General features: G+C 70.5%; 7 protein-coding genes and 1 pseudogene. 2 read left to right on the top strand and 6 right to left on the bottom strand.

Going from position 1 to position 23170, the window contains the following annotated elements; all coding sequences use genetic code 11:
* Positions 1-15: 15 nt before the first annotated feature.
* The 5 genes and pseudogenes from ITX44_RS33190 to ITX44_RS33170 all read right to left on the bottom strand — a co-directional run bounded on the left by ITX44_RS33190 (position 16) and on the right by ITX44_RS33170 (position 10260).
* Positions 16-2004: an N-6 DNA methylase gene (locus tag ITX44_RS33190; protein WP_205362219.1), complete on the bottom strand. Its 1989-nt coding sequence runs from the start codon at positions 2002-2004 to the stop codon at positions 16-18.
* Between the two features lie 287 nt (positions 2005-2291).
* Positions 2292-2471 (bottom strand): annotated as a pseudogene (locus tag ITX44_RS33185) (DUF397 domain-containing protein); the annotation flags it as partial.
* A gap of 13 nt (positions 2472-2484) precedes the next feature.
* The gene (locus tag ITX44_RS33180) at positions 2485-4116 is read right to left on the bottom strand and encodes a YncE family protein (RefSeq protein ID WP_205362217.1); all 1632 of its coding nucleotides are present in this window, start codon (positions 4114-4116) and stop codon (positions 2485-2487) included.
* A gap of 236 nt (positions 4117-4352) precedes the next feature.
* Entirely contained in the window at positions 4353-7190 is a 2838-nt protein-coding gene (locus ITX44_RS33175; RefSeq protein ID WP_307795612.1) for an FG-GAP-like repeat-containing protein, read from the bottom strand.
* Between the two features lie 523 nt (positions 7191-7713).
* Positions 7714-10260 carry a GmrSD restriction endonuclease domain-containing protein gene (locus ITX44_RS33170; RefSeq protein ID WP_205362212.1) on the bottom strand — a complete coding sequence of 849 codons (2547 nt, stop codon included), beginning with the start codon at positions 10258-10260 and terminating at the stop codon, positions 7714-7716.
* A gap of 319 nt (positions 10261-10579) precedes the next feature.
* Between ITX44_RS33170 and ITX44_RS33165 the strand changes: the two genes are divergently transcribed.
* Positions 10580-16138 (top strand): PDDEXK-like endonuclease domain-containing protein, encoded by a 5559-nt coding sequence (locus ITX44_RS33165; protein ID WP_205362211.1) that lies wholly within the window; start codon positions 10580-10582, stop codon positions 16136-16138.
* Positions 16139-16270: 132 nt separating this feature from the next.
* Here the strand turns inward: ITX44_RS33165 and ITX44_RS33160 are convergent, their stop codons facing one another.
* Positions 16271-18463: a UvrD-helicase domain-containing protein gene (locus ITX44_RS33160; RefSeq protein ID WP_205362209.1), complete on the bottom strand. Its 2193-nt coding sequence runs from the start codon at positions 18461-18463 to the stop codon at positions 16271-16273.
* A gap of 423 nt (positions 18464-18886) precedes the next feature.
* Between ITX44_RS33160 and ITX44_RS33155 the strand changes: the two genes are divergently transcribed.
* Positions 18887-23086: a carboxypeptidase regulatory-like domain-containing protein gene (locus ITX44_RS33155; RefSeq protein ID WP_307795605.1), complete on the top strand. Its 4200-nt coding sequence runs from the start codon at positions 18887-18889 to the stop codon at positions 23084-23086.
* Positions 23087-23170: the final 84 nt, after the last annotated feature.

Genomic DNA, 23170 nt, shown 5'->3' with positions numbered 1-23170 from the left:
GCCGCGGGCGCCCCGTCAGGTGGTCAGCCCACCCGCGGCGAGACGGTCGCTCATGTCGCCGACCAACACTTTGGCAAGGGTGTCGGTCCTGCCGAGGAGCGCTTCGAAGGACCTGAGGCGACGGAACGTCTCGGCGTACGCCAGTTGCTCGGCCAAGGGGAGCTGAAGCACCTGCAAGCGCCGGACGTCGACCCGGGACGAGCTGGATGCGTGGGTGCCCGCCTGGCGTCCGTTGGCGGGCGCACGGAGACATCCGGCGAGAAAATGGGCGTCGAGCCTCTCCGGGTCCACCCGAAGGGTGTAAAGCTGGGGGCCCAGGGCCATCGGCGGCCCTTCGTGCACCCACGCCCGGAAGGCCCGAACCACGCCGGCGACCACGACATCGCCTTCCTCGGCGACGGCCTGTGCCGAGTCGGCGCGGAGCAGCCCGGTGGGAACGCCGTCCGTCAGCAGGTCTGCGACCGTGAGGAGCGGCACGGCAGGCTCACGGACCGGTGGCGTGATCTCGAGCGGTTGCTGACCGGCGCGCAGCGTCAGGGCACCGGCCTTGACGAGATCCCCCACGGTGGCCGTGGTCCGCACCGCCTCGGCCTCGAAGCCGAGCTCGGACAGGTACTGGGCCCGGCCGGCCAGATCGGCCAGGTGAGCACTCAGCTCCCGGCAGCCCGCCGCGAGTTCGGACCCGGAGGACTCCGTACCCGATGCCGTGTAGCGCCCCGGAGTGACGTCCACCTCGTCGTCCAGGAGGTCGAGCAGGGAGACGCGTACGGCGTGCTCCGGCGGATCGTCGTCCGGACGGTCGAGGACTGCCACGGCGGAGAGAACGAAAGAGCCGAGGGCGTCCCAGTCGGGTCCCGGCTCCCGCGCGCCGGTCCTTGCGAAGCGTGCGGCGTCCACGAGCAGCGCGTCCTGGCTGGACGGTACGGCGCCGGGGCCGTCCGCGGCCGCCCGAAGGACCCACAGTTGGAGAGAGACGCTGTGCGGTTGTGCGCTGCCGGGAGGCAGGGCCACGACGGCTCGCAGCGCGCCGGTACGGAGCAGGGAGCCCCGGATGCGGCGGCCGGCCTTGCGGGACGCGACAGCGGGCGGAAGGACGACGACGGCCGCCCCGCCGGGCCTGAGGTGCGAGAGCAGGTGCTGGACCCAGGCCAGTTCCGGCTCGGTCCGCGGTGGCAGTCCATGTGTCCAGCGCCGGTCGGTGGCGAGTTCCTCGTAGCCCCAGTCGCGTTCGTTGAACGGCGGGTTGCAGAGCGCGATGTCGGCCACCCGCGCTCCGGCGAACGGGTCCTCGCGCAGAGCGTCGGTCGTGGCGATCTCCGACCGGACGTCCAGTTCCTGGGTGACGAAGCCCAGCCGGGCAGCGGCCAGTGCGGCAAGGGCCGGGTCCCGCTCGCATGCCAGCAGGGTCGCTCCCGAACCGCCGGACTCGTGTGCCGCAGCGGCGAGCAGATGGCCGGTGCCGCAGGCGGGATCGAAGACGATCAGTCCTCCTTCGCCGTGGCCGAGACGGACGGTGAGAGCGATCCGCGCCATCAGCGCGGCGAGTTGTGCGGGGGTGGTGCTGAGCTGCCGCACGTGTGTCTCGAGCCACCGCTGCAGGAGGAACTCGAAAGTCTCGCGCGGGCCCTCACGACGCCCCAGCCGCGCCGCCTCGCCCACCAGCGTGCGTGCTTCCCGGGAAAGCTCAGGATGTGATATCCGAGCCCGGGGGGATCGCATCCGGCGGGCCGCCTCCGCGACGGCCAGCCCCGACTCGTCCCTGCTGCCGAGCGCCTCGAACCGCGGCCAGAGGAACTCACGGCGGCCGACGTCCCTGAGTTTCCCGTTGTCCCTCAGCCACAGCTCGACCTCTGCGAGTGAGAACTGCGGGCTGACATCGGTGCCGCCGATACGCGCGGGAAACGTGTGATGGCGGCGGCGCCAGTTGCTCACCGCGGCGCGCCCCACACCGGCGATCCGGGCGATCTCCGCCAGGCTGACGGGCACGGCGTCGGGTGTACTCATCGAAGCGTCTCCGAGGTGCGGAACCGGTTGGGCTGGTCGGCGTCCCAGCAGCCGTATTGCATGGAAGGCTACTACGCTCATTGACTCTGTTCACAGAACAAAAGTGCGAGCTCACTGTGTGGGTAGTGTGGAGGACGGGAGAAATGCGGGAATTCACACCGGGAATAGTGCTTCGCGACCGCTACCGGCTGACGTCGGTACAGGGCGCCCTCTTCTGAACCCACGGCATGACAAAGGGGAGCCGGTCCGCGTCACCGCAAGTACGCGGACCGGCCCCCTCTCAGCGCTCAGACATCCAAGCCGGCGCCATCAGCGGCGAAGGACACGAACGCCACCCGCTCCTCGCGACTGACCCGCGGTACGGGCCCCTCGCCCGCCGCCTTCGAGTCCCGTACGTACACGGCCTCCGGACCGACGGCCACCTCCACGCAGTCGCCGCCCCCGGATCCGCTGTAGCTGCTCTTGAACTGCCCAGGCCCGTTACGGGAGCACCTGGACCGTGGCCGACACCGTGCTTCCGTTGTACGTGTCGTCTCCCGCGTAGGTGACGGTGTAGACAGCCGGACCGGCCACGAAGGGGACGTCGGCGATCTGGAACGTGCCGTCGGCGGCGACCTTCCGGGTGCCGACGAGTGCCGCGCCCGGCCCGGTGCTGTCCTGTCGGGTGATGGTGACGGTGGCGCCCACGGGGATGGACGTCGCCGAGGTGAGCCTGCCGTCCATCTTGAGCTTCGCGCCCACCTTGGCGCGGTTCTCGAACTCCAGCCACAGCGTGGTGTCGGCCTTCGCGGGCTTCGTGACCGTCAACGACGCCGACTGCCGCGCCGAGGTGTGGTCCCGGTCACCGTCGTAGGAGACCTGGTAGGAGACGTCGCCCCCGGCGGTCGCCGTGTCGGTGAAGGAGAACGTGCCGTCGGCGCCCACCGCCGCGTCCGGCAGCGCCGTGCCGTCCGGGTCCGCCGCGTCGGTGCGCGTCACGTGCACGGTCTGCCCGGCCGCGAACGCTTGCGTCGACGCCAGAGCCCCTTCGACCGAGAACGGCGTCCCCACTTCCGCGCCGGCCGGGGCCGTCAGGGTCATCGTGGTGTCGACCTGCTCGGGGTTGTGGATGACGTTGAGTACCGGGTCGGTGGTACCCGAAGGTGACCAGCCCCCGGAGGCCGCGTACAGCCGCGATCCGTCCGAGGACCATGCCAGACCGCCTGCGTTGACCGGCGCCGCCAAGGTTCGCCGCGGCGCGGACTCGCCGGGTACGACCACGGACATCCCGACCGCGCCCTGATACGGGTAGTTCCAGTAGCCGGCCGCCACGGCGCCGTCCGGAGCAACGGCCACCGCCTCCGCAACGTTGCTCACGGGAGTGGCCGGACGGTCGGGTTGCAGGTCGGCGATCCGGAAGAACTGGACCTTCGCTTCCCCCGCCATCGTGACGACCACGTCCTCGCCGTCGCTGGTGACCACCGCGTCGTAAGTGTTGTCTGCGTCCGTATACGAGTCGGTCTTCACCGCGGTGGTCGTGGAGACGTCGTAGACACCGAGCCCCCCGCCGTGGAACGCGCTGGTGACGACCAGGACATTGGGGTCCGCGGGGTCGGCCAGCACATTCGGAGCGTCGCCCAGCCACTGCCAATCCGGATCAAGGCTCACGGTGGGAGTCTGTGCCTGCAGGTCCACGGAGCCGATACCGGCGTCACTGTGGTCGAGCAGGTTGAAGCCGAACCACAACCGGCCTCCCGTGAACGCCAGGCGCTCCGTGTCGACGCCCGTCTGGTACAGCGCGGTCTGCTGCAGAGTAGCGGTGCTGACCGCGGAGATCGTGCCGAGTTCGGCGTGCGCGATGTACAGCGTGCTGCCGTCGGGCGAAAGGGCCATCCCGCTGGCGCTGGGCTGGTCGTCTATCGTGCCCACGCGGTTGCCGTCCAGGTCGAAGACCTCGACGTAGGGCAGCTGGCCCTCGGTGCTGAGGTAGACGTGCTGGTTCTGTTCGTCCAGCAGAATGCGGGGCGACGGAGTGGGTGTGCTCGCCGCCGCAGGCATGGCCGGCAACACGGTGAAGGCCGCCCCCGCCAGTACCGCCGCGGCCATGCTGACCGCGCCCTTCTTGAATCGCATGAAACCCCCCAGGCTCATACGGGGGCACGCCGCCGGAGGCCCCCCGGTCCCCGCGCCCCCCATTGGTCGCGCACTTCCCCAAGTGCGCCGTTGACGAAGGTAGTTGCCCTCTCCCTGCTCTTCAAGATCCGGGGTGCCGTGCGGCGAGCGGGCTCCCGGGCCCGTGCGGGCCCGGGAGCCGGCTCTTCAAAGGCACGACCCGGAAAGCGGGTTCGGAAAGTGACTCGGAAGGTGGCTCAGAAGGTGTAGGTGTCTCCGCCCAGCGTGGCGGCCGGGGTACTGTCCTGAGAGAGGACGGAGAGGGTGCGGGCCGTGCCGGAGACATGTCCGTTGCCGTCGCCGGGCCACCAGTGGGCGACGCCGGAGGAGTCGAGCCCGACGAAGTCGGTCGCCCCGTCGCCATTCACGTCCGCGGTGAACGTGTGCCCGTAGGCGGCGAAGGACGTGCCCGGCGCGAGCTGCTGGGCGGTCGACAGCCCGCCGTTGCCGTCACCGGCCCACCACCACAGAGTGCCGCTCGCGTCGACGCCCGCCACGTCCGTCCGGCCGTCGCCGTTGAAGTCCCCGGTCGGTACGGCCTGGTATCCCGCGAACGCGGTCCCGGGCACCAGGTTCTGCCGGGCTCCGAAGGTGCGGTCGCCATTGCTGGGCCACCACCACAGGGAGCCGTCGTAGCCGAGCCCCAGGATGTCGGTGAGGCCGTCGTTGTTGAAGTCGCCGCCGGAGACGGCCATGACGTCCTGGAACGAGGTGCCGGGGAGCAGCACGACCGGCGGCGAGAAGGAGCCGTCACCCTGCCCGAGCCAGAACTCGAGCCGGTTCTGGTTGTCCTTCGCGATCAGGTCGCCGATCCCGTCGTTGTTGAAGTCGCCGCGGGCGGGGTGGAAGGACGTGTCGAAGCCGGTCCCGGCGGCGGTGGGGTTCTGGAGGGAGACGTCGCCGGGCGAGCCGGCCGTCACGTCGCCCACCGTCGGGAAGTAGCGCAGGTCGCCGACCGTCGTGCGGCCCAGGACGTCGAGCCGGCCGTCACCGTCGATGTCGCCCCAGGAGCGCGGGTCGGGAACGCCGCTGTCGAACGGCAGGTGCAGTAGCGGGCCGACGCCGGAGTAGGTGCCGCTGTTCGCCGCGGCGGTGATCTCCTGGGCGCTCAGCGCGCGGTCGTAGAGCACCACGTCGTCGATGGATCCCGCGTAGGGCTGGGCGCCGTCGATCCGGTTGCCGATCTCCAGCGGCTGCGGGCGGGAGGGCGAGATCGCCCCGGAGGGAGCGGCGCCGGAGGCCACCTGGACGCCGTCGATCCACAACAGCAACTGGCTGCCGGACCGCTGGAAGGCCACGTGGTGCCAGGTGTTGTCGTTGTACGCCTGCGTGGTGTTGAGCGTGGTGCTGCCCGAGCTCGTCGTCGCGTCCGCGGAGATCCGGTGGTTGGCGGGGTCGCCTCGCACCCACAGTTGCGGAAGGCCCGCGCCGACACCGAAGCCCCAGATGATCGGGCGCAGCCCATCGGTGGCGTTGTACTTGAAGTCGGCGGCGACCGTGAAGTCCCCGTCGATCCGGGCGTACGCGGGGCTGGGGGTCACGTCGACCCAACCGGTGGCGCCCGCGGAGTTCGGGGTGAAGGTCACGGCCCGGCCGAACCGCCCGGCGGTCAGCTTGGCCCCGCCGCGCAGCACGGCCGCGTTGCCGCCGGCCGCGGTGTCGGGCGTGCGCGCGCCGGTCACGGGCCCGGTGATCACGCTCTGCCCGGAGGAGACGACCGTGAACCGGACCGTGGTGCGGCTGGACGCCGGGGGGCCGCTGATCTTGGACGGGTCGGGGCCGGCCTCATAGAGGACGCCGATCCCGCCCCCCGCGGTGCGGGTGAGATCGGAGTAGCCCGCGCCGGCCTTGGCGATGACGAGCCCCTGGTCGGGGGTCTGCCAGGTGAGGCCGTCGTCGAAGGACGAACGCATGATCAGGGTGCCCTGGAGGTTGGTCGCGGAGGGGTCGTGGTAGACGGGCTGGGTGATGACGAGCTGGTGGTAGGCGTCGCCGTCGGCGGCGTCGGCGGCGGCCAGCACCGGGGCGAAGACGGTGGCGCCCGGCAGTGCGGACGCGCCGGTCAGGGGCTGCCAGGACGCGCCGCAGTTCGTGCTGACGAAGGTGAGCCGGTTGTCCCCCGCGGCGTCACCGGCGGCGGTGTTGACCTTGTTGTTACGGGCGGTCATGAGCAGCCGCCCGTCGGAGAGTTCCGCGATGCTCGGCTCACCCGCGTACTGGGCGGTGAGGTCGTTGGGGGTGGAGGCACCTCGATGCCAGACGCCATTGGTGTCGCGGTAGAGGGCGGCGGCCACATGGCCGAAGACGTTCGTCTGGTTCGGGACAGGCACGCTCTCGTACGTGGGGGCGACCAGCCAGCCGGCGCAGTCGCCGTGCCGCAGTTGGATGCCGTGCCCCGGACCGCTGACGAAGAACCCGACACCGGTCGGGTTGACCTGCGCGGAGATGTCCTGGTCACCGCTCCAGCCGGCGCCGTCGTCGGAGCTGACCAGCACATGGGTTTTGATCGGAAACACGCCGCCGGCGGGGTTGTTGATGGTCCCGTCACTCGCGAGCTGTCGTACGTTGTAGAGCAGGACGACCTGGCCGGCGCCGCTGCCGACCGTGGCGTCGACGATCGGCGTCGGCTCCATGTCGATCGCGGGAGTGTGTGTGCCTGCCGTGTCTGTCGGCAGGCCGCGGGCGACGATCTGCGGGGGCAGCCACGTCGTGCCGCCGTCGGTGGAGCGGCGCAGCACGATGTCCATTTCCTTGGTGTCCGCGCAGTCGCCGCCAGTGAGTCGGCCCTCGGCGAAGGCGAGCAGAGTGCCGTCGTTGGCACGGACCACGGAGGGTACCCGGAAGCAGGCGTAACTCCGGCCGCCGATCACGGTGTTGGAGGTGAAGAGGGTCTCCTGTGCGGGCAGCAGGGGTGCCTGCGGCGCGTTCAGCTGGCCGGTCGTCCCGGCGGCCTGCGCCGACGCCGGGGCGGCGGACGCGGACACGGGGGCGGCCAGGGCCCAGGCGGCGGCCGACGCGAGGAGCACCGCTCCCACGATCGTCAATCGAAGAACACTACTGATTACTGCGGGCAAACGTGATCGCATTCACACTCTTTCCCTTGCTGAAGTCCGCGAAAGATGCACGGAAAGGCATAGCCGACAGGCTCGGGAGACCGCCGAAATCGCTACGGTCGAGGAATCACGAGTGGATGAGGACGCGACGCGACGCACCTGGAAAGCGGAAGTACAGAAACATGAGCACCGCTCATGAGAAACCCCCCACGCGCCCCCGTCGCGAGCGTGCTGGGCACTGTCGTCCCGCACGAGGAAGAACGCTACGAGCTTCCATGATTGCCAGTCAAGAGGGATTTTTTCGATCGAGCGTCGCGGATGCCGGCGTCCGCATCGGGCCTGCGGATTTCATGCTCATCACGAGATGAGGAGTTGATTAACTTTCCCTGCCTGTCGAGGCAACGCGGAAAAGTCGAGCGACCCGACGCGGCGGATGGATGGCCGAAAAATAATGCAACCTACACCGGAGGTGAGTTGTCTGCTCGCCGGCCGCCTCGTTCGGTCGTCAGTCCCGCCGCGCCAGATCCAGTGCCGCCACGCCCACGAACCAGTCCAGCACCTGGCAGATCTCATCGCTGTGTTCCGCGAAGACCTGTACGGGGAAGGACGGGCGCAGCTCCAGCTTCGCCTCGGGCAGGTCGATGCCGTCGATCTCGTTGAGGCGCCGCAGGAGCTCGCGGCGCTGTTCGGTGTCGTCGAAGGGGCTGCGGCTCTTGAGGTACTGGAAGACGACCTCGACCGTCCCGCTCACCGGGTAGATACCGACCGGCCACAGCAGGTGGGACTGCCGGCTCGTCCCGGCGTCGAGCATGGGAAAGCAACTGGTCTCCTCGTGCCGGCCGTAGGTGATGTGGCCGCCCTGGGCACGCCAGAAGTCGAGCGCCGCGAGGACCCCGGAGAAGGCCTCGGGCCAGTGCCCCCGCAACTGCGTGCGGAAGCGCTCGGCAGCCGCCGAGTCCTCCCCCTCGGGAAGCGGATCGTCGGAAACGGGCCGGGCCACGTCCCTGCCCAACAGAGTGGCCAGCTCCGCGGCCGTCAGGCGCTGCGCGTCATGGGCCCGGCCCGCGGAGTCGAACCTCACTCCCTCACTCGTCAGCAGGTCCTGCGGCGGCTGCCGGTCGCTGCCGTCCGCCCACCGGAAGGAAGCGGAGATCCGGCCCTCCGCGGTGAGGACCCGATACGCACCGACCAGCGTCGGGTTGGCGCCGAGGTACGTGCCCACCGGCACCGGATGGCTGCCGATGAGCTCGGCGACGTCACCGTACGTCGTCCAGGTGCCGCTGGGCATCGCCACCAGGGCCGCCCGAAGTTCCGCCCAGCCCGGCCACTCCTCGCCGCTCGGCTTGGCCCCGGTGATCGGGCCGGGCCACAGGTCCACCGCCCGCTGCGCCAGGCGGTCGGCGCGGGCCGTGATCTCCGCCTTGCCCCAGCGCTGAGCGGAGGCGATCTCCAGGTTCATGCGCAAGGCGCTGGATTCGAGGATCTGCTGCTTGCGCTCGAACGGGTGGTTCGACAACTTGCCGTTGTCGCCGGTCAGTGTCAGGTTGCCGAGCGTGTGCACCAAGAGGTCGTGCAGTTCCTGGGGAGTCTGGCTGGGCTCGGTCTCGTCGGCGAGCTGGTCGAACCACTCCGGCGCCGGGCGCTGCGGCAGGACGTGCTCCACGGTGAGGGACGCCTTAGCGAAGTCGACGGGCTCCGTGGGCCGATAGCTCTCCTCCAGGCGGCGCAGGATGTAGCTGCGCTGCGGAGGACGACCGCTCCAGTAGAAGGGCTTGCTGCGGATCGCCTCGCGCAGTTCCTCGTCGCTCGGCCACCGCCGGCGGCGCCCGGACAGGAACCTCCGCACGGCCTCGGCCGCCGCACGGTCCGTCTCCAGCTCCTTCGGCGCCTCCATGAAGATCCGGTTGAGGCCGGTGGTCGGCGTCTGGCAGATGAGTCGCCGTACCAGGTAGGACTCGACGTACAGCAGCGCCTGCGCCGCGTCGTCGGGCGTCGTGCTGCCGGCGTCGACAAGGTCCAGCAGGTGAAGTGCGAGCGGGTAGTGGGTCTGACCGCCCCAGGAGGCCAGGCGTTCCAGGACCGCGCGGAGTGCGGGTGACGGCTCGCGCCCGGGCTCCACGATGCGGAGGAACCGCCGTCCGCGCTCGGCCAGCTGCGTGATCTCGTGTTGCAGGGCGTCCTCGTCACCGGCCAGTGGCTGGAGCCGCTTCTGCTGTTCCCGGTAGATGTCGCTCTGCTTCGTCTTGTGGTTGCCGCGGACCACCAGGTCCAGCCAGACGAGGAGTTCGAGGTTCTTCGGGCCGAGGCTCTGCTGCATGGGCAGCCACAGTTCCTGGTAGACCCGTTCACCTCGTTTGGGCAGGAGCATGAACACGTAATTGCGCAGCAGGTCGCTCTGGCTGAGCCCGACACCGGTGTTGTTGATCGACTCGAAGATCCGGTAGACGTTGTCGCCGGACTCTGCGGTGATCTCCACGATCGAGAGCAGGTCCTTGAGGACGATCTCGACGGTTGCGATCCATCGCTCGTCGCCGGTCTCCCGCCCCTCGGCGAGCGCGCCCCGGAAGAACCGATAGGCGGCACCGATGTTGTCGCTCCCGCCGGCCTCTGCCCGGGACTGGACACAGGCGTTGTACGCCTCGCGGTCCGCCTGCGTGGGCAGCAGCCGGTAGTGGTCGAGGTCCTCCTGGTACTCGTTGACGAGTATCTGCTTGTGCACCCTGTCCACGCCGCGCAGATCGCCGATCTCCCTGAGGTGGTCGCGCAAAGCGGTGAAGGCCAGCATCAGCGTGGTCAACCGCTGCTGACCGTCCACCACCAGCCACCGCTGTACCCCGCCGGCCTGGATCTGACCGGGAGCCAGCACCACCGAGCCCAGGAAGTGCGGGGCCAGGGAATCCCCCGCGAGGTGCTGGTCGACGAGTTCGCAGACGTCCTCCCACAGGCGCTTCAGCTGGTCCTTACCCCAGCTGTAGGTGCGCTGGTAGAGCGGTACCTGGAACTGCTTCTCCCCCTGGACGAGCTTGAGGAAGGTGATTTCCTGGGCGCGCATGCGCTTCCTTTCCCTGCCGGCTTTCCCTGCCGGGTGCACAGGACTGGGCCGCCCGTCCGGCCGTTCGGCGCCGGGACGGCAGTCCATGAATGTACCGGTTGAGCAGGTCGACGAAGGTGGCTTCCGGTCCGCTCCGCGGTCGCGCGCCGGTGAGGGTGAAACGCGCGGCCCCGGCACCGCTCCCTGCTACGCTCGGCGCGTGTGCTCAGTTCACACTCAAGTCGTCGTGCCGGGGGGCGCTGCGTGGTCGTGCTTGAGGTGGCCGGGGCGGATTCCCGAGGCGGCCACTGAGTGGCCCTCAGCAGCGGTGGGGTGGCGCGTGAGCCAGGGCGTGAACGACATGGACGACGGTGTGCAGCCCGTCGGTTTCATCCATCACTACGACGACGGCCTGCATGTGAGGGTCGACGACGTCGTGCCGTACGAGCTGGCCGACCCCGGGAGTTCCCACGGGTACCGGCCAGGCGACGACCTGGTGCGATGCACTCTGTACCTGAGCAACGGCACCGGCCGGCCCGTCGACGTCGACGGTATCGCCCTGCTGGTGCGCAGCGGGCCCTACGGAAAGACCGGCCGCCGGGTACTGGACAGCAAGGCCGGCGTACTCGACGACGAGCTGGAAGGCACCTTGCGCACGGGGCGCCGGATGTCGGTGACCTGGGCGTACAGCATTCCCGCCGGCACCACCGCCGAACTGGACATCGAGGTCCGCTTCCCGAGCTCGCACGGCCGCGCGAGCATCACCTTCACCACGGCTTCGGCCGCGCCTTCCGGGACTCCTGTGGGCGCCGCACACGCCTTCGCGGAAGCGGGGCCGGAAGGCGCAGGCGAGCAGACCGACGCCACACGCGTGCGGCAGATCTTCCGGTTCCTCGCCGAGGCGGAAGAGTCGAGGGCCCGCCCCGTGCGTACCCTCGACGGAGCTGCCGGCACCGTGTGGTTCGACGAACTGCCGGACGACCCCGGCGTCGCGGTCATGCTGGACGGAGCCCTGGACGCCGACGACCCCGCCTGGCTGACCGTCGCCCGCCCCGAGCGCGAGGACGCCCCTCATCCGGAGCCCCTGCTCGCTCCCTGGGTCGACGACACCCGCGTGCGGGATTTCAAGCAGACCCGCCCTCCGCACCTGCGTCGCCGTATCGAGCCGGCACTCCCCGACTGGACCCGGGGCATCCCGCTCGAAAAGGCGTACCACGAGCTCGACGAGCACCCTGATCGGGAGAAGATCGAGAAGCTTTACGCCGCGTGGGAACAGGAATGGCTGGCCTGGGCCGAGCGGCGCCGCGCGATCGACCCCATCGTCAGGCTGTACGACCGGCTGCACAAGATGCACGAAGACGCTGCCAACCTCGGCGAGGCGTACGAACTCGTACTCGGCCTGGGGCGGCTGACCTGGCAGACACCGGGCGGTCTGCGGGTGGAGCGACACCTGGTCACCCATCGGGCCACGGTCCGGCTCGACCCGTCCACCGGCACGCTCACCGCCGCTCCGGACCCGACCGGCCCCGGTCTGGAGCTGGAAGAGGGCATGCTCGAAGGGGCGCAGCATGTCCCCGGCCCGGTGCGCGAGAAGATCGTCGAGGTGCTGGAAGGCGCTTCCGACGTGACGGATCCCGAGCACCTCGAAGCCCTGCACACCGCCCTGCGCAGTTGGGTCAACGCCGCCCACAGCGCAGGGAGCTATCTGCCGACCGTGGAACGGGTCAGGCCTCGGTCCCTCGACGTGCCGCAGGTGGGGCTCACACCCGGGCTCGTCCTGCGCGAGCGGACGCGCAGATCGACGGTGGACGCGCTCAAGGCGATTGCCCGCCGGATCGACGCGGGTACCCCTCCGACCGAACTGCTCGGGTACATCGCCGGCCGCGACGGGGCGTTGACCGCCGCGGGCCTCGCGGCGGCCGAGGACGGCGCCACCGGCGATGTCACCGGTGAGATGTACTTCGCGCTCCCGGCCAACGAGGAGCAGCGCACGATTGCCGAGCGGCTGCGCGCCAACCGGCTGGTCGTCGTCCAGGGCCCGCCCGGCACCGGCAAGACGCACACCATCGCCAACCTGGTCACGGACCTGCTTGCCCAGGGCCGGCGGGTCCTCATCACCAGCCACACCCCGCGCGCCCTTCGCGTGCTGCGGGACAAACTGCCCGAGTCGGTCCGCGACCTCTGCGTGAGCCGGACGGAGGACGGAGCGGCCGCCCAGCGGGAACTCGAGGCGTCCGTCCAGCGGATCCTCAGCGAGTACGCCGGCTACGACCCGAAGGCGTCGGAGCGTGAGATCCGCGCCCTCCAGTCACGGCTGGCCGCGGCGCGGGCCGCCCAGACCGCCATGCTCCGCGACCTCGCGGTGCTGCGCGAGCAGGAGACCCACCGCTTCGAGGCGGAGATCGGTGACTACAGCGGCAGCCTTCAGGAGATCGCCGAACGCCTCACCACCGAGGCCGGGACGTACGACTGGCTCGGCACGGTTCCCGGCGAACAGCCCGTACTCGGCGCCGACGAAGCGCTGAGGCTGCTGCACGCCACCCGCGCCTACACGCCTCACCACCGCGCCGTGGCCGCTGAGGTACCCGGCCCGTCCGAGCTGCCGAGCCCCGGTGCTTTCGAGGAAGCCGTCTCCGTCGTCCGCGCGGCGGAGGAAGCGCACGCGGCGGTGCGGCAGGACCCGCTGAGCCAGGAGTACGACACGGCCGTACGCGGCTTGGCAGAAGCGGAACAGCAACGGCTGTCGACCGCTCTCGACGCGTTCTCCGCCGCCCGGGCACGCGCCGCGTCCCTCGCCGCCCCGGCCGGGGACTGGGCCGTGGCGCTCCTGAAAGAGGTGACCGCGGGGCAGGACTGGCAGACGCGCAGCCGGCAGGCCGCCGTCACCGATGCGCTCGCCGCGGTCGAGTCCTCGCTCGCCACGCTGGGTACCGCGATGGTCAGCGGTCTGGAGGAATACGACCCGGCAACCGCGCTGGGCCAGGCCACCGCCCTGCACGACGGGCTCGGCCAGGGCCAGAAGCTGCGCGGGCCGCTCGGTGTGCGATCGAAACTGGCCAAGGCCGTCGGCGGGTTCGTGGAATCCGTCCGTGTCGACGGGCGGGCTCCGGAAGACATCGCGACCGCGGCCGTCGTCCTTGCCCGCGTGCAACTCGAACTGCGCCTGGCGCAGGTGGAATCCGAGTGGGGAACCCCGGCCGGACGCTGGCACGGGCACGGCCCGAGGCTCGCCCGTCTGCGGCAGGACGCCGCGGTACTCGAAGCCCTGCTCGCCGTCGCCGCCGCCCGCACCGACGTGGTCACCACCGCGGCCACCTCGCCGGAGCTGGCCGTCGCCGCCTGGCACGAGCCTTCCGTCGAGAACGCCGTACGCGCCCTGCTGCGCGCGGCGGTGACGCTGCGCGCCGCCGATCAGTCGCGCAGGATCATCGCGGACGCCGAGGACCTGTTGCGTGTCTGGAACGACCGGACCGGGGTGTCGCCGGCCGTTGGGCGCGCTCTCGACACCGTTCGCGCTCAGGACCCGGACGGGTACCGAGAGTTCAGCCAGGAGATCGCCGAGGTCCGGGAAGCGGCCCGGTTGCGGGCGGAACAGCACGCGGCGCTGTCGCTCGTGCGACAGGCCTTCCCCGCGCTCGCCGAACGGATCAGCGACACCCCCGAGGACGCCGCTTGGGAGACCCGGCTGCCGCTCCTCGCCGAGGCCTGGGCGTGGTCCGCCTGGCGCGACCGCATGGAGCGGCTCACCGATCCGGAGGCCGAGCGCTCCCTGCGCAAGCGGTTGACGGAGGCCGACGACGAGGCACGCATCATGCTCGCCCGGCTTGCCGCCGCGCGCGCCTGGCACCGCTGCCTCGGGCTGCTCACCGGCGACCAGTCCAGGGCGCTCAGCGCGTACCAGCAGGCTGCACGCCGCATGAAGGGCAAGTACCAGCACCGCTACCGACGGGACGCCCAGGCCGCATTGCGCAAGGCGCAGACGGCGGTGCCGGCCTGGATCATGCCGCTGCACCAAGTCGCGGAGACCGTGCCCATGGACCGGCCCGGCCTGTTCGACGTCGTCATCGTCGACGAGGCCAGCCAGTCCGGTCTGGAGGCCATGCTGCTGAGCTGGCTCGCCGACCGTATGGTCGTCGTCGGCGACAGCAAGCAGGTCAGCCCCGCCAACGTCGGGCTCAAGCAGGACGAGTACTTCCATCTGAGAGACCGGCTGCTGACCTCCCTCGAGCCGGACGTCCGCAGCCTGTTCGGCCCGGAGTCCAGCTTCTTCGATCTCACCGAAGCACTCTCCGCGGGCCGCGGCACGCTCATGCTCAAGGAGCACTTCCGGTGCATGCCGGAGATCATCTCCTTCTCCAACGAGCTGTGCTACGACGGCCGGCTGCAGCCGCTGCGGCAGTACGGTGCGGACCGGCTGCCCCCGGTCCGCACCGTGTACGTGCCGGACGGCGAGGCCGTCGGTGCCGATGCCCGCCTGGTCAACACCGCCGAGGCCGAGGCACTCGTCGACGCGGTCGTGCGCTGCTGCGCCGACCCCGCGTACGAGGGGAAGACCATGGGCGTCATCAGTCTGCGGGCCAGCAAGGGGCATGTGGCGGAGCTGGAGAATCTGCTGGCCGAGCGCCTCGACTACGAGGAGCGCGAGGAGCGGCGTATCCGGGTCGGCGACGCCGAGGACTTCCAGGGCGACGAACGCCACGTCATGTTCGTCTCCTGCGTCAACTCGGCGACCACCGCGGCAGGGACGGTGCCCGGAGGGTTCAGCGGAAAGAGGTACGAGCAGCAGCTCAACGTCGCGGCCTCCCGCGCCCAGGACCAGGTGTGGGTGTTCCACAGCGCACGCGCCGAGCAGTTCCACGAGAACGACCTTCGCCGGCGGTGGCTCGATCAGCTCACCAGGCCCGTGGAGGAGGACATCGTGGCGGTCGGCAGCGAGGTGCTGCCGGATGTCCGGCACGAGGCGTTCGACAGCCTGTTCCAGCAGAAGGTGTACCTGGAGCTGACGGCGCGCGGTTACCGCGTGCGGCCGGGGTACCGTGTCGGCCGCCACACGATCGACCTGGTCGTCGAGGGCGGGACGCGCAGGCTGGCGATCGCCTGCGACGGGGACGCGTTCGCGGACGGCGAGGACGCGGGCACGGCCGCCACCCGGCAGCGCGACCTGGAGCGCGTCGACTGGACCTTCGTCCGCGTTCGCGGCAGCCGGTTCCACCTCGACCGCGAGCAGGCGCTGTCGCCTGTGTGGTCCGAATTGGAGCGGCTGGGCATCCGGCCGGCCGGTGACGAAGGGGAGCAGTTCGTCGTCCCCGTCGAGATCGACCGGACCGGGGTTCCGCCGGTTGCGGAGCCAGGCGAATCCGTACCGGCCGCCGAGGACTCCTCCGTGGCCCCGGCGGACCGGGCGCGGGACGTGCAGGTCCCGACGTGGGACGCCGGAAGCCCGCTGCCGGTTCGGGAGATCCCCGCCGCAGCCTTCCAGCGGCTGGTCCGCGAGATGCAGGAGTTGCAGGCAGCCGTCGATGCTCCGGACGTGACGCCCGACGGCGTGGACCCGGCGAACCTCGTCTCGCTCCGGAAGACCGACGCTGATCAGCGCGACCGGCGTACGAAGCGGCTCGGCTTCCTGAGGTCGTTCCTCGACACCGTCGCCGTCGGGCGGGAGACGGCCGTACCGGCGCTCGTAATTCCCGGCGCCCTGCTCGTTCTGGAATTCGACGGACAGATCGATGGCGACACCCTGTACACGGTTGCCGAACTACCGACCGGCGACGCGGACATCGTGTCTCCCTCTTCTCCGTTGGGGCAGGCGCTGATGTGGCAGCCGGTGGGACACGAGGTCTCGTACGAGGCGTCCCAGGACAAGGCGCACACCGTGGTCGTCCGGGAGATCCGCGTGTGAGGGGTGTGAGGGGTGTGAGGGGTGTGAGCGCCTGAGCCGCGGCCCGGACGGAGATCCGGTGGTACCGGCATCGGCCGACGTCCCGCCGTCCCGACCCGGTTTCGGGTTCGGGCGGCGGGACCCCTGCATTCCTCATCCAGTGATCGCGGTGATCGGGTCCAGCAGGCGGCTTCGCTCGCCACTCCACGAGATGGCCAGTGCGTCACGCGGCCGCGTGCACGCCACGAACAGCAGGCAGTGCTCGGCGAGCAGGTCGGACTGATGCTGGACGGGATCCACCTCGGCCGGCGTCACCTGCGGGGCGAAGGGCAGCACGCTGGAGGTCACGCCGACGACGGCCACGCAGCGGAACTCCAGGCCCTTCATCGCGTGCATGGTGGCAACACGCACGCCGGACACACCGGCCCCTGGATCGTCCCTCACGGCGACGGCTGGGATGCGTTCCCGTCGCAAGCGTGCGATGACCGCATCGACCAGGGTGTTGAACCGGGCGCATACCGCCACCTCGGACGGTTTGACGCCGTCCTGATCGATCCAGATCCGGATCTGCTCGATCAGCGCCCGCAGTTCCTCGTCCTGGCTCGCGTATCCGCGGACGGCCGGAACACGGCCGTGCAGTTGGGAACGGTAGCCGTGCAGTGAGTCCCGGTCACCGTCATCGTCGTCGTCCTCACCGAGCCGGCCCACGGCCTGACCGTCGAGGAGCGCCGCCGACCAGCGCAGGATCTCCTCCGTGCTGCGGTAGTTGAGGCGGAGCCGGGACGAGCGCCCGCGGACGTCGATGCCCAGCGAGCGCAGTGATACGCGGGAATCGTAGATGCGTTGATGCGGGTCCCCGACGATGAACATGTCGTCCGCCCGGTCCGCCGCGCAGGCCCGCAGCACCCGCCACTGGGCCGGATGGAGATCCTGGGCCTCGTCCACGACGACGTGGCGGTAACGCGGCTTGCCCTCCGCCAGGATCCGGGCGGCCTGGTCGCACAGTTGTGTGTACGTGGCCGAATCGTGGGCGGCCAGGTCTGCCGTGAACCGCTCCATGACGCGCCACAGTCGCGCCCTCTGCACCCGCCCGATCTGGGTACCGCGCCCCCTGCGCACACAGCGCAGGTACTCCTCGGGTGTGCGCAGCCCTTGCGCCAGCACGACGTTGCGGAACTCCTGGGACAGGAACTGCTCTGTCCACGGGAGTTCCTCACGTGCACTGACTCGGGTCCAGGCGCTCTTCTCGGCTGCGGCGGAGAGGGGCTTGAGCGAACGGCCCCGCGCCTCCCGGATCACCCGGGCGGCGAGGGAGTCCACCGTCGTGACATCGACACGGTCCAGCAGGTGGGCGTCGGCTTCGCCGAGCAGGAGCGCCAGGCTGTCCCGCAGCGAAGACGCCATGGCGTTGGTGAAGGTCGTGAGCAGGATCCGGTCGCCGTCATCGCCGGTGCGCAGCAGATGCCGGACACGGTGCAGGGCGACGACCGTCTTGCCGGTGCCGGGGCCACCGGTGACCTGGGCGGGCCCGTTGAAACCGGCGTGGTAGGCGAACCGGCGCTGGGCAGGGTGGAGGAAGATCCGCCATCGGGCGAGGTCCTCGGTGAGGACCCGCTCCAGCTCTCCGGGCCCCGTCACCTCCACGATGCGGTCCGGCGTGTTGAGGACCGCCTCGGTGAGCGTGACGGTCGGCCGGTCCTGCGCCGTCCGCACGGTCTGTCCCCGCGGCGCGATCAGCTGCTCCCAGACATCCTCGGCGGAGTAACCGGCAGCCAGGAACTCCAGGACCTCGTACTGATCGGCGGGCATCATCGGCGGTGCCATGACCGTCAGGTCGTCGGTCGTGACACAGACCCGGGCAAGCCGCATGACCTGCTCGTCGATGCCGAGGTCGCGCAGCACGGTGTCCGAGTGCCCTTCGAAGAGGCGGACAGGTGCGGTGACCGCGTTCGCTTCGAGTTTCGCCTCGAAGTACGTCTCCATCTGCTCCAATGCCTCGACGTTTCGCACCTCCAGACCTCCGGTCGCGCCGTTGACGGAGTAGACGCGCTTGCAGGCCCAGTTGATCGCCTCGTCATGAGGGGCGACCCGAAGGAGCGTGAACAGATCGCTTCCGTCGTCGGGGGCCAGGAGGACGCCCCGGTAGGACTTGGTGACGCGTATCGTGCGGATCCGGGAGTCGCGCGCCCGCTCGAGTTTCTCCAGATGCATGCCCTTGCTGGCATGGAGCTGAGGGACGGTCATGCTCCGGAACATCTGGATCGCGTCGTTGACTTCTTTCTGGACCGGTCTCTGAAGCGCGATGAGGTCCGTGACGAAGTCGTCGGAGAGGGCGAGTCGGGGCATGGGCGTCCTCGGGTCGCAAGCGGGCGGTGATCGAGGCCAGCCTAGGGACTCGCCTCGCCCAGACGGACCAGAAGAGCTTATTCATGGCGTGAACTCAGTCAACGCTCTGTCGTTTCCGGTGCTGCGGTCGGTCGCGCAGGCGAACCCCGCACATCCCGATTGCCCGCGCATGCGCGCAACGTGCGCCATGCCGTGTTCGCCCGCAGACGCGCTGAATCCCGTTCAAAAATCAACCAAGGCTTAACACGGATGGATTGACAGACCATCAAGTCGGCCAGCGGAATGGATCTTTGCGGAGGCGACCCCTTCGCGAAGGCGCGCGGGCGGCATTGCGCCTTCAACTCAGGTGCAACCAGCAAGGAGTTCGGAATGTCAAGACAGCCGGAGCACTCAACGGTGCGCCGACGAAGAATACGTTCCGCCGTGGCCGCGGTCGGTGCGGCACTGATCGCGCTGGCGGGGGCGGCCCAGGCGCCGGCGTGGGCGGGCACCCCGCAGCAGGCCGCGGCGCAGCCGGGGCAGGGCAAGCAGCAGGCGCAGTTCGAGCGGATGTGTGCCGACCCCGGGCCGGGCAAGGACAGCTGCTTCGGCCTGCGCAAGGCATCGCCCCGGGTCGCGGCGGACGCCGTGGGGACGGCACCGCAGGGCTACGGCCCCGCCGACCTGCTCGGCGCGTACAACATCCCCGCGGGCGGCGGCGCCGGCACCACCGTCGCGATCGTGGACGCGTACGACGACCCCCAGGCCGAGAGCGACCTCGCGGTCTACCGCGCGCAGTACGGGCTGCCCGCCTGCACCACGGCGAACGGCTGCTTCACCAAGACCGACCAGCGCGGGGGCAGCAGCTACCCGGTGCCCGACTCGGACTGGGCCGGCGAGATCTCGCTCGACCTCGACATGGTGTCCGCGCTCGCCCCTCAGGCGCACATCCTGCTGGTGGAAGCGGACGACTCCGCCCCGCTCTCGCTGGCCGAGGCCGAGGACCAGGCCGTCGCGCTGGGCGCGGACGCGGTCTCGAACTCCTACGGCACCCGGTACGACCTGGGTCCGGGTGAAAGCCCCGACGAGACGACCGCACTCGACCCGCACTACCACCACCCCGGCGTCGCCATCGTCGCGTCCGCCGGTGACTACGGCTACGGCGTCTCGTACCCCGCCGCCTCACCGTACGTGACCTCCGTCGGAGGGACCTCGCTGACCCGGGACGCGACGACCGCCCGCGGCTGGCGCGAGCAGGCCTGGTCGCTGACCGGCGCCGGCTGCTCCGCCTACGAGCCCAAGCCGGCCTTCCAGACCGACTCCGCGTGCGCCAACCGCACGGTCGCGGACGTCTCGGCCGTGGCCGACCCGAACACGGGCGTCGCCACCTACGACAGCTACGGCGCGGGCGGCGGCTGGGGCGTGGCCGGCGGCACCAGCGTGTCCTCGCCGATCATCGCCGGCGTCTACGCGGACGCGGGCAAGCCGGTCGCGGGCACCGACCCCAACAGCTACCCGTACGCGGCCACGGACTCACTCAACGACGTGACCACCGGAGCCGACGGCAGTTGCACGCCCTCCGCGCTGTGCACCGCGGGCCAGGGCTACGACGGCCCGACCGGGCTGGGCACCCCCGACGGGCTCGCCGCCTTCCGCTCCGGACCCGTCGGGCACATCTCGGGTGTCGTGACCGGCGGCGCGACCGGCCGTACGCCGAAGCCGCTGGCCGGCGTGACGGTGACCGCGGGCAGCGCACACGCCACCACCGGCACCGACGGCAGCTACTCGCTCACGGTGCCGACCGGCACCTACGACGTCACGGCGACGCTCTACGGCTGGACCGACGGCTCCGCCACGGGCGTCACCGTGACGGAAGGCGGCACTGTCGACGAGGACTTCACCCTGACGCAGCGCCCGGTGAGCACCCTGTCCGGGACCGTACGGGACGGCTCCGGCCACGGGTGGCCGCTGTACGCACGGGTCACCGTGGACGGCTTGCCCGGCAACGGCGTGTGGACCGACCCGTACACCGGCAGGTACACGGTGAGCCTCCCCCAGGGACAGGCGTACTCCCTGCACGTCACGTCCTACTACCCCGGGTACCAGCAGCTGGACCGGCAGGTGACCGTCCGGAACACCGACCTGACCGCGGACCTCGCGCTCAAGGCCGACCCGAACACCGCCACCGCGGTGGGGTACTCCATCCGGCCGCAGGGCACCACGCAGACCTTCGACACCACCGGCACGCCGCAGGGCTGGACCGTGACCGACGCTCCCGGCACCACGGGTGGCTGGGAGTTCGACGACCCCGGGCACCGCGGGAACCAGACCGGCGGTTCGGGCGGCTTCGCCATCCTGGACAGCGACCACTTCGGGATCGGCAAGAGCCAGGACTCCGCCCTGATCAGCCCGGTCATGGACCTCAGCGGATTCACGAATCCCGAGCTGTCCTACGACGACTACTACAACGGAACGTTCTCCGGACAGCACGCCGAAGTCGACATCACCGCCGACGGCGGCGCGCACTGGGACACCTTGTGGCAGGCGACCAGCAGCTCAACGCTGGCCGCCCAGCACCACGTGATCCCGTTGACCTCCTACGCGGGCGACCCCGCCGTGCAGGTGCGCTTCCACATGACGGCCACCTGGGGCAACTGGTGGTCGCTTGACAACGTTTTCGTCGGGGCGCGGGTGCCGGTACCGGTGCCCGGCGGGCTGATGGCCGGTACGGTCACCGACCCCAACACGGGCCTCGGCCTGGACGGCGCCACCGTGAGCGACGCGGCCGACTCCGCCGAGACCGCGCAGAGCGCGGCCACCCCGGACGACCCCGCAGTCGGTGACGGCTTCTACTGGCTGTTCACCCCGCACACCGGCAAACGCGACTACCAGCTCTCCATGCCGCGCTACACCACGCTGACGGCCGCGGAGAAGGTGGCGGCCGACGCGGTCGCCCACCACGACTTCGCCCTCGCCGCAGGGCAGTTGACCGTGACCGGCGGCCCGCTGCAGCGGTCGGTGGCCTGGGGCCAGAAGACGACCGCCGACCTCACGGTCAAGAACTCGGGCGGCGCACCGGCCACCTTCACCGTGCACGAGCAGCTCGGCAGCTTCACCCCCGCCGGGCAGCACGCGACGGTGTCGGACGCCCCGCGTCATCTGGTCAGGGCGGACAAGGGTACGTTCACGCCGCTGCGGACGGTCGCGGCCGCGCAGGCGGCCAAGGACGGCAAGGACGGCAAGGACACCGCCCCGTCGGCCGGCGCACCCACCGCGAGCGCGCCCGAGGAGACGGTGGGCGACGCCTGGCAGCCGTCGGCCGACCTTCCCGAAGCGCTGTCCGACAGCGAGGCCGACACCTACCAGGGCACGGTCTACTCGTACTTCGGCTTCGGCGCCGATCTGAACCTGTCCAAGGATCTGTTCGCCTTCCAGCCGCAGCAGGGCACCTGGAAGCAGCTGGCATCGGCGCCCTACGCCAAGGGCGGGGCGATGCACGGCTTCATCGACGGCAAGCTGTACGCGGCGGGAGGCTGGGACGACGACCTCCAGCCCGACCCGCGCCTGGAGATCTACGACCCCGCCACCGACAGCTGGACGGCCGGCCCCAGCGCGCCGCTGGCCTACGCCGACGCGGGCACCGCGGTACTCGACGGCAAGCTCTACTCCGTGGGCGGCTGCACCACGGCGACCTCGTGCGGCACCCGCGACGTCCTGGTCTACGACCCGGGTCTGGAGCGCTGGTCGCAGGCGGCGCCGTACCCGCTGTCGACCGCCCTGGTGTCCTGCGGCGCCATCCGCGGCAAGCTGTACTGCGCCGGCGGCCAGAGCGGCGCCGGGGTGCCCTACCAGGACGCCTTCGTCTACGACCCCACGTCCGACGCCTGGACCCCCGTGTCCTCGCTGCCGGTCGGGCTGGGCGGTTCCGCGTACTCCGTGGCCGACGGCCGGCTCGTGGTCGCCGGCGGGGCCACCCAGGACGGAGCGGTGATCACCAACGCCGGCTACGCCTACAACCCCGCCACCGATGTGTGGACGCCGCTGCCCAACGCCGTCCACACCACCTACCAGTCCGCCGGTGCGGCCGGCTTCTACAAGCTGGGCGGCACGAGCGGCACGCTGGCGGCGGTGACCACCGTCGAACAGCTTCCCGGGTGGGACCAGCAGGAGCCGTCCGACGTGGACTGGCTCTCCGAGAGCGCCCAGCAGGTCACCCTGCGGCCCGGACAGAGCAGAACGATCACCGTCACGCTCGACTCCTCGCTGCCGGACTTCACTCAGCCCGGCACCTACGAGGCGTCGCTGCTGTTCACCAGCGACACGCCGTACGCCATCCCCTCGGTACCGGTGCGCCTGACCGTGGCGCAGCCGGCCGGGTGGGGGCAGATCACCGGCACGGTGCTCGGGGCGGGCTCCTCGGGGACGCAGCCGATCGCGGGTGCCACCGTCGAGGTGTACGAAGCCGGCGGTGCCACGCACACGCTGACCACCGCGGCCGACGGCACCTACGCGCTGTGGCTCGACTCCGCGGGCAGCCCCTTGACCGTGATCGTCGCCAAGGACGGCTACCAGCCCGCGTTCTCGACGGTGACGGTGGTGCCCGGGCAGACGGTCACCACCGACTTCACGCTCAAGAAGGTCTGACACCGCAAGGTCCGACACCGCGCCGAGGCGTGGTCCAGGACCTGGTACGGGTCCTCTCTCGGTGGCCTTTTCCGGCCACCGGGA

The sequence above is a fragment of the Actinacidiphila acididurans genome, from assembly GCF_016918855.1.
In the GTDB taxonomy this organism is placed as follows: domain Bacteria; phylum Actinomycetota; class Actinomycetes; order Streptomycetales; family Streptomycetaceae; genus Actinacidiphila; species Actinacidiphila acididurans.
The sequence above is the reverse complement of the archived record's forward strand: the minus strand, read 5'-3'. Positions and strand labels throughout refer to the sequence as shown.